Annotated in this window: 10 protein-coding genes and 5 tRNA genes; 13 read left to right on the top strand and 2 right to left on the bottom strand. The window is 28.9% G+C overall.

Annotated features, from left to right (window positions below):
- The first annotated feature begins 57 nt into the window (after positions 1-57).
- The 4 genes from ACRDBA_RS07030 to ACRDBA_RS07015 all read left to right on the top strand — a co-directional run bounded on the left by ACRDBA_RS07030 (position 58) and on the right by ACRDBA_RS07015 (position 5885).
- Positions 58-774, top strand: a complete 717-nt coding sequence (locus ACRDBA_RS07030; protein ID WP_438572215.1) for a pseudouridine synthase — start codon at positions 58-60, stop codon at positions 772-774.
- 556 nt (positions 775-1330) lie between these two features.
- Positions 1331-3559 (top strand): DNA helicase PcrA, encoded by a 2229-nt coding sequence (gene pcrA / locus ACRDBA_RS07025; protein ID WP_438572214.1) that lies wholly within the window; start codon positions 1331-1333, stop codon positions 3557-3559.
- A 42-nt stretch (positions 3560-3601) separates the two neighbouring features.
- Complete coding sequence (gene ligA, locus ACRDBA_RS07020) at positions 3602-5593, top strand: NAD-dependent DNA ligase LigA (protein WP_438572213.1); 1992 nt, start codon at positions 3602-3604, stop codon at positions 5591-5593.
- Positions 5594-5597: 4 nt separating this feature from the next.
- Complete coding sequence (locus ACRDBA_RS07015) at positions 5598-5885, top strand: hypothetical protein (RefSeq protein WP_438572212.1); 288 nt, start codon at positions 5598-5600, stop codon at positions 5883-5885.
- 44 nt (positions 5886-5929) lie between these two features.
- Here ACRDBA_RS07015 and ACRDBA_RS07010 read toward each other — a convergent pair whose 3' ends face one another.
- Positions 5930-6247 (bottom strand): hypothetical protein, encoded by a 318-nt coding sequence (locus tag ACRDBA_RS07010; protein WP_438572211.1) that lies wholly within the window; start codon positions 6245-6247, stop codon positions 5930-5932.
- A gap of 155 nt (positions 6248-6402) precedes the next feature.
- Here ACRDBA_RS07010 and ACRDBA_RS07005 point away from each other — a divergent pair, with 155 nt between their 5' ends.
- The gene (locus ACRDBA_RS07005) at positions 6403-7902 is read left to right on the top strand and encodes an ABC transporter substrate-binding protein (RefSeq protein ID WP_438572210.1); all 1500 of its coding nucleotides are present in this window, start codon (positions 6403-6405) and stop codon (positions 7900-7902) included.
- A gap of 73 nt (positions 7903-7975) precedes the next feature.
- On the opposite strand, the gene ACRDBA_RS07000 is transcribed toward ACRDBA_RS07005, so the two are convergent.
- Positions 7976-9541 (bottom strand): hypothetical protein, encoded by a 1566-nt coding sequence (locus ACRDBA_RS07000; RefSeq protein WP_438572209.1) that lies wholly within the window; start codon positions 9539-9541, stop codon positions 7976-7978.
- A 95-nt stretch (positions 9542-9636) separates the two neighbouring features.
- Between ACRDBA_RS07000 and rph the strand changes: the two genes are divergently transcribed.
- From rph to ACRDBA_RS06960, 8 genes are all read left to right on the top strand, one after another.
- Positions 9637-10386 carry a ribonuclease PH gene (gene rph, locus ACRDBA_RS06995; RefSeq protein ID WP_438572208.1) on the top strand — a complete coding sequence of 250 codons (750 nt, stop codon included), beginning with the start codon at positions 9637-9639 and terminating at the stop codon, positions 10384-10386.
- Between the two features lies 1 nt (position 10387).
- Positions 10388-10999 (top strand): XTP/dITP diphosphatase, encoded by a 612-nt coding sequence (locus tag ACRDBA_RS06990; RefSeq protein WP_438572207.1) that lies wholly within the window; start codon positions 10388-10390, stop codon positions 10997-10999.
- 10 nt (positions 11000-11009) lie between these two features.
- Positions 11010-11486, top strand: coding sequence for a metallophosphoesterase (locus ACRDBA_RS06985; protein WP_438572206.1), 477 nt, complete (start codon positions 11010-11012; stop codon positions 11484-11486).
- A 145-nt stretch (positions 11487-11631) separates the two neighbouring features.
- Positions 11632-11707 (top strand) — tRNA-Pro (locus ACRDBA_RS06980).
- A gap of 13 nt (positions 11708-11720) precedes the next feature.
- Positions 11721-11794, top strand: a tRNA-Gly gene (locus ACRDBA_RS06975).
- Between the two features lie 68 nt (positions 11795-11862).
- Positions 11863-11939: transfer RNA gene (locus ACRDBA_RS06970), tRNA-Arg, on the top strand.
- 4 nt (positions 11940-11943) lie between these two features.
- A tRNA-His gene (locus ACRDBA_RS06965) sits at positions 11944-12019 on the top strand.
- Between the two features lie 84 nt (positions 12020-12103).
- Positions 12104-12179: transfer RNA gene (locus ACRDBA_RS06960), tRNA-Lys, on the top strand.
- Position 12180 lies beyond the last annotated feature (1 nt).

Genomic DNA, 12180 nt, shown 5'->3' with positions numbered 1-12180 from the left:
TAAAATATGATTAATTAAAGAAAATATAAACGAAAAGAAAAATAATGAGGTGTTTAAATGGAAAGATTGGATAAAGTCTTATCTAATTTAGGTTATGGAACTAGAAAAGAAATAAAACAGGTTGCAAAAAAAGGATTAATAAAGGTTAATGGAGTTGTAGTAAAGGATAATGGAATGCAAGTAAATCCAGAAGTGGATAAGATAAGTATTAATGGAGAAGAGATTTTTTATAGAAAGTACATATATTTAATGATGAATAAGCCTGATGGTGTAGTTTCAGCTACTTTTGATAGTAGAGATGAAACAGTTATTGATTTATTAGAAGTAGAACATCAAGTATTTGAACCATTTCCAGTAGGAAGATTAGATAAGGATACTGTAGGTTTATTATTACTTACAAATGATGGAGACTTAAATCACAGATTGATATCACCAAAATGGAAGGTAGATAAGGTTTATTTTGCTAAGATAGATAAAAAAGTAACTGAAAATGATATAAAAGTTTTCAAGAATGGAGTAACTTTAGATGATGGTTATACATGTAAAGAAGCTAAGTTGGAGATATTAAATTCAAGCGAAGAAGGATCAGAAGTTTTAGTAACTATACAAGAAGGAAAATATCATCAAGTTAAGAGAATGTTTGAATCAGTAGATAAGAAGGTAGTTTATTTACAAAGAATAGAGTTTGGAACATTACCATTAGATGAGGACTTAGAAGAAGGCGAATATAGAGAATTGACAGAAGAGGAAGTAGCTATTTTAAAAGGTTTTTAACGAATAATATCAAAAAATGAAGTTAAAAAATTCATAAATAAATGCTTGTACAATAAAATGTACAAAATATCTTGCATTTTAAAAAAAGATAGAATATAATAATTGTGCAAGGATAAATAAAAGGATTAAATAGCCCCCTTTTTATTTATTGCTTATTGCTAAGGCGCAACCTGGCCCCAAGGGTTGCGTTTTTTTGTTGCTAAAAATTAAAAGAAACATATAAAAAGGAAACGATACCAAAAAATATATTTATAGATTCTTTGGTGTAAATATATAAGTATTATAGCTTTGCAAAGACGTAATAAATAATTAAAGAAAATGAAATAAAAATATCAGAAAAAAATAAAAATGAAACTAAAATTTCATTACATATAATATAATTATAAAACAGTAATAAGTATGTACTTAAAAAGTGGTAGGTTTAGATATTGACTCTACTACTTTTCTTTATTTCATTAGGTTTTGAGAATTTTAAATTATAATCTTTTGGCAAGAATAAATAAAGTATGTAATTTATTATGTTATAATGTTAGTAATATGAAAGGAGTCTGTAAACATGGATTTAAAAGCGTTACTTAACAAAGAGCAATATGAAGGTGCTACGACTATAGAAGGGCAAGTTTTAATTCTTGCTGGAGCTGGTTCAGGAAAAACTAGAGTTTTAACACATAGAATGGCGCATATGATAGATGATTTAGGAATACTTCCATATAAGATATTAGCCATTACCTTTACAAACAAGGCTGCTAAGGAAATGAGAGAAAGAGTTTCAGCTTTAATAGGGGACAGAGCAAATGATATGTGGATATCAACATTCCATTCAACTTGTGTAAGAATTTTAAGAAGAGAAATAGAAAAATTAGGATATAAAAAAAGCTTTACTATATATGATACATCTGATCAAAAAACATTAGTAAAAGAATGTATGAAGTATTTAGGAATAAATGATAAAGATATAACAGAACAAGAGATAATAAGCAAAATAAGTAAAGCTAAGGACAGAATGCAAAGCCCTGAAAGCTTTATGAGGGAACATGAGTCAAATTTCAGAGAAAAGAAAATAGCTGATGTTTATTCTATGTATCAAAAGAGATTAAAAGAAAATAATGCTTTAGATTTTGATGATTTAATTTCTAAAACCGTTGAATTATTTAAAAAGGATAAGGAAACATTAGAGTTTTATCAAAGAAAGTTCCAATATATTATGGTAGATGAGTATCAAGATACTAATGGAGTTCAATATGAATTTATAAGATTATTAGCAGAAAAGTATAAAAACATATGTGTAGTTGGTGATGATGACCAATGTATATATCAATGGAGAGGCGCAGATATTACTAATATATTAGGTTTTGAAAAGGATTATCCAAATGCAAAGGTGATAAAGCTAGAGCAAAATTATCGTTCTAAAGGAAATATATTAAATGCAGCAAATGTTGTTATAGTTAATAATTCAAATAGAAAGGATAAGGCTTTAAGAACTGAGCAAGAGGCAGGAAGCAAAATTAAGGTTTATAGAGCTTATTCTGATAGTGATGAGGGAGATTTTGTAGCTACTCAAATATCTAAAATAAAAAGTGAAGAAAACAAATTATTTAAGGATTTTGCTATACTTTACAGAACAAATGCCCAGTCTCGTATATTTGAAGAAAGTTTAAGAAGAAAAGCAATACCTTATAAAATATTAGGTGGAACTAGATTCTATGATAGAAAAGAAATAAAGGATATGCTTTGTTATTTAAAGGCACTTATAAACCCTTCAGATACTGTAAGTTTAAGAAGAATAATTAATGTTCCTAAAAGGGGAATAGGAGATGCAACTATAAATAAGGTAATAGATTTTGCTGACTCATATGAACTGCCATTATGGGATGCTTTATCAGAGGTAAGAAATATACCTACTCTTACAGCAAGAAATTGTGGAGGAATAGAAGTGTTCATGGAAATGATGGATAACTTTATGATATTAAGTGAAACACTACCTGTTTCAACATTAATAGAAACTATCTTAAAGGATACAGGGTATATAGCTGAATTAGAAAAATCAAAAGAAATAGAAGATAAAAGTAGAATTGAAAACTTAAAAGAATTAGTATCAGATGCAGTAGATTTTGAAAAAACAAGTGAGGATAAGAGCTTAATGGCTTACTTAGAAAAGGTGTCATTAGTTCAAGATACTGATAAGCTTGAAGAAGAGGATGATTCTATAGTTTTAATGACTGTTCATAGTGCAAAGGGATTAGAGTTCCCAGTTGTATTTATGGTTGGAATGGAAAATGGAATATTCCCAGGGAATGCTTCCTTTGAAAAAGAATCAGAAATGGAAGAATCAAGAAGACTTTGCTATGTTGGTATAACAAGAGCTAAAGAAACTTTATTTATGACATCAGCAGAAGTAAGAAGACAGTTTGGTAGAACAGTTTCTTATGCTCAATCAGATTTCATATCAGAAATAAAGTCTGACTTAAAAGAATTTGTAGCAGGTGAATCATTAGGATCATCATCAAGAAATAAAATGTTTTCATCAAACTCAAAATATAATAATCCTCATAGCTTAAGAAGTAATATAGCTCAAGATAAAAAGGGATTAAGTGGAGTGAATGGAAATAGAACTTCAAATTCATCAGAAGTAAGTATTGGAAGAAAAGTTAAACATGAGAAGTTTGGAGTTGGAACTGTAGTTTCAGTTTTAGATACTGGTTCAGATAAAAAGTTAACTATAGCCTTTGACAATCAAGGAGTAAAAATATTAATGTTATCCTTAGCAAAGCTAGAAATGCTTTAATTGAATATAACAATTTATATTAAATAGAAAAGAGGCGTTAATTTGGATAAGAAAAAGCGTATAGATGAATTAGTAGAAGAACTAAATAGATATGCATATGAATACTATTCATTAGATAATCCATCAGTATCAGATAAAGAATATGATAAAAAATATGATGAGTTAAAAGAGTTAGAAAAAGAAACAGGATATGTGCTTAGTTATTCACCTACATTAAGAGTTGGGGATAGAGTACTAGATGGATTTAATAAATATACTCATAAGGGAAGACTTTGGAGTTTAGATAAGGCACAAACATTTAATGAATTAAATGATTGGCATAATAGAAATGTAAAGTTTGTTTCAGAAATGAATTCAAGGGGAGAAGAATTACCTCCTTTAAGATATGTGGTTACTAAGAAATTTGATGGGCTTACTATAAATCTTACTTACGATGAAGAGGGAATATTAGTTGCTGCAGCTACAAGAGGTAATGGTGAAGTAGGAGAAGAGGTTACAGCTCAAGTTCAAACTATTAAATCTGTTCCTTTAAAAATAAAATGTGAAGATGTATTTGAAGTTCATGGTGAAGCTATTATGACTTCAGAGGCTTTTGAAGCATATAATAAGGAAGCAGAATCACCACTTAAAAACTTAAGAAATGGTGCAGCAGGTGCTTTAAGGAATTTAAATCTTAAAGAAACTGCAAAGAGAAACTTATCAGCTTTCTTTTATGATATTGGATTTAAAGAAGGAGAACAATTTAAATCTTATGAAGAAATGTTAGTATTTATAAAAGATAAAGGTCTTCCTATGGATGACTATGTTAAGTTCTGTACAACTATGGATGAAGTTGAAAAGGAAATTAACTATATAAATGATATTAGATTTGATTTAAATTATGATATAGATGGAGTAGTTGTAGCAATAGATGATATTAAAACACGGGAGTTACTAGGATATACTGTTAAGTTCCCTAAATGGGCTATTGCATTTAAATTTGAGGCACAAGAGGCAACTACAAAGCTTTTAGATGTTGAATGGAATGTTGGAAGAAGTGGAAGAGTTGGTCCAACAGCTATATTAGAACCAGTAGAGCTTGCTGGAGTTACAGTAAAAAGAGCTACTTTAAATAATATAGATGATATAAGAAGAAAAGGTGTAAAAATTGGAGCAGAAGTATTTGTAAGAAGATCTAATGATGTAATACCTGAAATTATGGGCGTGGTAAATGAAAGCTTAGAAGGAACAACGGAAATTAATGTTCCAGAATTATGCCCAGCTTGTGGCGGGCATGTAGTTCAGCAAGGAGTTCATTACTTCTGTGAAAACACATTATCATGTAAGCCACAAATGGTAAAATCAATAGTTCATTTTGCATCAAGAAATGCAATGAATATAGAAGGATTTTCAGAAAAAACTGCTGAGCAATTATTTGAGAAGCTAGAGATAAAATCTATGTCTGAATTGTATAAATTAGAAAAGGAACAATTACTTACACTTGAAAAATTTGGACCTAAAAAGGCTCAAAATCTTTTAGATGCAGTAGAGAAAAGTAAGGATTGTGAACTATATAGATTTATATATGCTCTAGGAATACCTAACGTAGGAGTAAAAACAGCAAAGGATTTAGTAAATACATTTAAATCAATAGATGGATTTAAAAATGCTAAATTTGAAGAGCTAGTTGAAGTACAAGATGTTGGAGATATTGTAGCTAATTGTGTAATTGAATTCTTTAATGATGAAAAAGTAATTGAAACTATAGATGAACTATTACAATTAGGAGTAAATCCTAAGTTTGAAGAAGTTGAAATTATTGAAAGTCAATTTGAAGGAAAAACAATTGTTGTAACTGGAACTCTTAAAAATTATTCTAGAGGAGACATAAAAAGCAAGCTAGAAGGATTAGGTGCAAAGGTTGCTGGAAGCGTAAGTAAGAAAACAGATTATGTTATAGCTGGTGAGGAAGCTGGATCAAAGCTTACAAAGGCTAAGGATTTAGGTGTAGCTGTCCTTACAGAAGAAGAGTTTGAAAGTATGTTAAAGGTGTAAAGTTGTGAAAAAGATAAGATTTAAAGATATATTTACATTTATATGTACCTTATCAAGTATAGCTACAAGTGGAATAATTATATGTACGTATTTAACCACGTATCAATTATGGTACTTAGGAAAAAACTTTGATACATATTTTACATTACAATTAGGAATATCTATTACAATGTTTTTATGGGCAGTAAGATTCTTATTATACAGAAAAGGAAAAGAAAGGTATATATATTTTGGAATATGTATAACTATATCTATGATATTTACATTGTTTATGATTAGTTTTGTTAAATAAAAAAATGGTTACAGCTTTTATACTGTAACCATTTTTAATTAACTTTAAAAAGAAATTATATTATCTTTAGAGTATTCAGTATCATTATTATAATCATTATCTACCAGGTTGTTTAAATCTACTTCATCATTAGAAGTTAAAACATTACTAGTATCTGCATCAGAATTATAAGATACTGAAGAATCATGTAGTTTAGAAATAGAATAATTAATTTTATCTAATAATAAATTATTTACCTTTTGGTTTCTATGCATCTTATTAAATATAACAAATCCCCATATGAAAATTATAGAAAGAATTATCATAAATAATATTGCAACACAATAAAAAACTATTTGAACTATTTGAACAGCTAAATCCATTATTAAACCTCCCGAAAAATATAGAAATATTATAACATAAACTTATAGAATTTTATGTTAATACTTACAATCTATATAAATAATTATTAAATTGATTATTAATAATTATTCATGGATATAATTTAAAAAGATAAGATTTAAAAGGAGATACTATAATGAAGAGAATAATATTATCAATTATATCAGGAGTATTATTAGTAGTGTTTTTATTAGGGTTTGTAGATATAGTTCAAGAAGAACCTGTTGAAAGCAAAGAAGTTTTTACATATTCAATATCAAGTATACCAAGAGATTTAAAATCAATAGGTGGATTAGGAACAAGGGAGCAAGATATTATTTGTGCTGTTAGCAGAGGATTGGTAGAACTTGATAGTGAAGGGAATATATTACCTTCTTTAGCGGAAAGTGTTGAAGTTAGAGATGATGGCTTAGAATATGATTTCAAAATAAGAAAAGATATTTTTTGGAGTGATGGTAGTGCAATAACACCTAAAGATATTTCTACTTTCTTTAGAGAAATATTAACAGAAGAAAATAGCGAGAATATAGGAGCTTTATTAAACGTATATGGAGCAAAAGATTTTAGAGATGGAATAGGAAGCTTTACAGAAAATGTAGGAATAAGCACTACAGATGATAATGTAGTAATTAGGCTTAATTCTAAAAATGATGAATTTATAAATGAATTAAGTAAACCACAATACAGGTTAAGAAAAAATGTTTTGTTATGGGAAGATATTTCTAACAATTATAGTAGTATTACCTATTCGGGAGATTATAGCATTAGTTCTATGGATATTAGTGAAATTGTTCTTAAAAGAAACAATAATATAAATCCTAAGTTAGTTGAGGCTATACATGTAGTTCAAGATGAGGGAGAAGAACTAGCCATGGCAGCTTTTGAGGTTGGTGGAAGAGATATTGTAATTAATCCACCTAAGAGTCAATTAACAAGATTAAAAGAAGAAAATAAATTAATTACAGTAGAATCAAACAAGGCTATGTACCTAGCATTTAATCCTAATAGTGAAAGCTTACCTTTAGAGGGCAAAAAGGAAATATATAAATTTTTAAATGATGCAACAGAAGAATATCAGTTACAAAATAATATGTTTTTAGAATTAGCTGAAGGAAGTTACTTTAGACAAGATAAGAATGATTTAGCAAAGTTACAAACAAGAAAGGTAATGAGTAATACAAGTGAAGAGTGGGGAAAGATTGATGAACTAGTAATTATAGCTGAAGAAAAAAGCGAAAACAAATCATTTTGTGAATTTTTATCTACATGGTTTAAGGAAAATACGAATATTACATTATCATATAATCTTGTCCCAAAATCTGAAATGAATAATGTTCAAAGTGAAAGTTACTATCATTTAGCCTTATTTCAATGTAATGATAGTATGGAAGGTGAAGAATCTTTTTATAATATGATAATTAGGTTTTTATCAAAGGAAAATAAAGATAAGTTTGTAAATGCGAAGACTGAATCCGATAGAAAAAGCCTATTTACAAGTATGGAAGATACCTTGTTTAATACATATCAAGTTTTACCATTAGCTTTTTATAATGATAATATAGCAATTGATAAAAAAGTTAAAAATATAAAATTAGACGGTAATGGTAATATTGATTTTAATAAATTAGAAAAATAATAAAAGTCGTATAAATTGATTATTTAAATTTAATCAATTATATACGACTTTTATTTTCTTTAGAATATTGTATTTACTCTGTTATGGATTCATCAGAAATATCATTACTTACGGGAACTTCAGTAATTGTAGGTGATTGTATATCATCACTTACTAAGATTGAATCAGTTTCGCGTTCTTCGGATAAATCAGAAGTTAAAGGAACATCATCAATTGTTTTGGATTCAAAGTCCTTATAATTTAAGTTAAGTTCTTTCATAAAATCATCTTTAAAGGCAAATATAAATAATTGATATATAAACATATTTCTATAGCTATCAAATGTAGAAGTATTAACAGAGAAGCTATCTTTCTTTTTTGAATAAGAAATAGTTTTATTAAATATTGGAGCTACACCGATACTATTTGGAGCTGAAAATGAAGGCATTCTAAAAAAGCTTTCATCTAGCATATCTGAAGAATTAAGAGTTAAGCCTCTATATCTTTCAAAGTCATCAAGAGTAGGTGCATCTGGCCAAGTTGGAACTAGTCCAGAGTTTATAAAATATTTTCTATATAAAGATGATAACATTGATTTATACTCACTATACCTATTAGATTCATTTGCGAAAATAGTGAATGCTAAGAAATAAAATGATATATCAAAGCAGGAATATTTTATATCCTTCTTTCCTGATAGTTTTATAAAAATTTCTTTTTCTTCATCATATAATGAATGTAATTTATTAAGTACTTCTTTGGCTTTCTCATCAAAAGTAATCATTTGAGTATGTTTGTAAGACAATGATAAGTTAATTGCAAACAAGCAAGTAAAATCTAATGAATCTACAAAATAATCTTTTTCATCGAATTTATTTACTAAGAAATCTGTTAAATCTATAATAAGTAACTTACTCTCTTCGTTTTTAGAGTGATGATAAAATATATTAATAGCTAATAATGTTTTACATATTTCTTCAAAGGAACATTCATATAGTTTTTCTTTAAAATCTAAGAACATTTGAAGTATTTCTAAAGAAAAGCTCTTATAGTCTTCAGATAGTTCATCTTCAGGAAATTTATTTGAATAAACATAATAAGCAATCATCATAAATGCTTGATCAGAAAACTTGAATTTTTTGCTTTTATCAACTAAATTAAATCCTTTATGACTATTATCTAAAAGATTTTTCTTTTCTATGAAAATACCTTCTGCGTTTCTTAGGTTAATAGAATAAAATTCTAATTGATCTTTAGAAAGTTTTTTATAAACTTCTGATAAGGCATATGTTCCTGAGTCGATATCTTTAAAACATCTATAGTAATCAGATAGTTCTAATATATTTAGAGTCATTAATGCATTAGTAATTGGTATTAAATCTTTTTTAAATGTATCCTCATCAAATCCGTTTGAATTCTTGCTGTGTATATAGTTTGGAGAGGATTTTCTGTACATACATAGTAGTGGAGAAAAGTTACTAATTGTGGTAATATCAATTGAGGACGAAATTTTCTTATAATTTTTAATTGAAGAAACTAGTCCACATTTTGATTCAAGAACTAAAGTTCTCATGGCCTCTTTTGATAAATGAAAAAGTTGGCCATTAATTTCTTTTTGTGATAGGCTATTCATTCTAAAAAATGGTCCGATATATCGCAATTTATTCACCTCTTAATTAATCCTTGTTTAATAATATGAGTTGAATAACGAAATAGTGCATGAATTTTAATTTTATATATAATTGGAGGAAAAAAATGAGAATAGATGGACGAAAAAATGAACAAGTAAGACATACTAAGATAACTAGAAATTATACAAAGTATGCTGAAGGGTCAGTATTAATAGAAGTTGGAGATACTAAAGTTATTTGTACAGCTTCAATAGAAGATAGAGTACCACCATTTTTAAAAGGTCAAGGTGAAGGATGGATTACAGCAGAGTATAATATGCTACCAAGATCAACTGGAAATAGAAAGCCTAGAGATATAGCAAGATTAAAAGTTGATGGAAGAACTATGGAAATACAAAGACTTATAGGAAGAGCATTAAGATCAGTTATGGATTTAAAGGCTTTAGGTGAAAAAACTATATGGATAGATTGTGATGTAATTCAAGCTGATGGTGGAACTAGAACAACATCAATAACAGGAGCTTTTGTTGCTTTAGTTGATGCTGTAAATAAATTGCACAAAGAAAAACCATTTAAGGTGTATCCAATAAGAAACTTTGTAAGTGCTACAAGTGTAGGAATAGTAAATGATGTAAAGTTAATAGATTTATGTTATGAAGAGGATTCAACTGCAAAGGTAGATATGAACGTAATAGGAACTGATGAAGGTGAATTTATAGAAATACAAGGAACTGGTGAAGAAGCACCATTTAAAAGAAGCGAATTAAATGAGTTATTAGATTTAGCTGAAAAAGGTATAAAACAAATGATTCAAATTCAAAAAGATGCTTTAAAGATGGATGCATTATGGATTGGAACAGGAGAAAGCAAATAATATGAAAAAGTTAGTAATAGCTAGTAACAATAAGGGTAAGATAAAAGAGATAAAAAAAGTGTTGTCAGATGTTGAGCTAGAAGTAGTATCATTAAATGATGAAGGTATAGATATAGATGTTGTTGAAGATGGAGTTACATTTGAAGAAAATGCTAAAAAGAAAGCTTTAGAAATATGCGAGTATTTATTAAGCAAAGGTGAAGAAAACTTTATAGTTATGTCTGATGATTCAGGTTTAGAAGTAGATTACTTAAATGGTGAACCTGGAGTTTATTCAGCTAGATATGCTGGAGAACATGGAGATGATAATTCTAATAATAAAAAGTTATTAGAAAATCTTAAAGAAGTAAGATATGAAGATAGAAAAGCTAGATTTGTTTGTCAATTAGCATTAATAGATTCAAATAAGAAGTATAGAGGAATTACAGGTTATGTAGAAGGATATATCTTAGAAGAGATAAATGGAGATGATGGATTTGGATATGACCCATTGTTCTTCTGTCCAGCAATAAATAAATCTTTTGGAGAAGCTTCATTAGAAGAAAAGAATGTAATTTCTCATAGAGGGGTAGCTTTAAAAGAATTCAAGAAAGAAATACAAAGTTTCTTATAGGAGGATAAAAATGAAAATTGCTGTTATAAGTGATTCACATAATAGTAGAGATTCTATAAATAATATAAGACAGTATTTAAGTGAAGCTAATATTTTATTACATTGTGGAGATGGTATAACTGATTTATCTTATCTAGAAAATGAGTTTAAAGGTAAGATATATGGAGTTAGGGGGAACTGCGATATATCAGAAAAATATCCAATAGAAAGAATTGTAGAAGTAGAGAGTAAAAAAATACTTATTTGTCATGGGCATTTATATAAGGTTAAGATGGAATATAATACTTTGTTTTATAGAGCAAAGGAATTAGGAGTAGACATAGTTGTTTTTGGACACTCACATTTAGCTACTATATTAAAGCATGATGGAATAGTAATGATGAATCCAGGAAGTATATCATTACCTCATATGGGAAAAAGAAAAAGTATAGGATTTATTGATATAGATAAGGATGGGAAAATAGAAACACATATACAAGAAGTTTAGTTTAAAAGCGACAATATCTTTTAAAAACTCGCTGTATCTCTTGAATTCTAATTAATTTAAAAAAGTTTTAAAAAAGTGTTGACGTATTTATGTTATTACTGTAAAATAATCATTGTCGCTGAGAGATACAGCAACAAAAACTCTTCGGGGTGTAGCGCAGATGGGAGCGCGCGTGGTTTGGGACCATGAGGTCGCAGGTTCGATCCCTGTCACCCCGACCAATTTTTAAATTATGCGGGTATCGTATATCGGTAATACTCCAGCCTTCCAAGCTGAAAAGGTGGGTTCGATTCCCACTACCCGCTCCATTAAAAAAAATATGTTGACAAAATAGTGAACATAACATATAATAATTAATGTTCTTGAAAAATAACATGCGTCTTTAGCTCAGCTGGATAGAGCAACGCCCTTCTAAGGCGTGGGCCAGGAGTTCGAATCTCTTAACACGCACCATATGGTGAATGTAGTTCAGTTGGTAGAGCGCCAGTTTGTGGCACTGGTTGTCGTGGGTTCGAGTCCCATCGTTCACCCCATATGCAGCCATATCGCCAAGCGGTAAGGCACCGCACTTTGACTGCGGTATTCGTAGGTTCAAATCCTGCTATCCCAGCCATTAAGGTTTACTAGCTCAATCGGTAGAGCACTTGACTTTTAATCAAGGTGTACCGGGTTCGATTCCCGGGTAAGCCACCAA

Origin of the sequence: Clostridium sp. (genome assembly GCF_051654825.1) — a bacterium.
Classification (GTDB): domain Bacteria; phylum Bacillota; class Clostridia; order Clostridiales; family Clostridiaceae; genus Clostridium.
The sequence above is the reverse complement of the archived record's forward strand: the minus strand, read 5'-3'. Positions and strand labels throughout refer to the sequence as shown.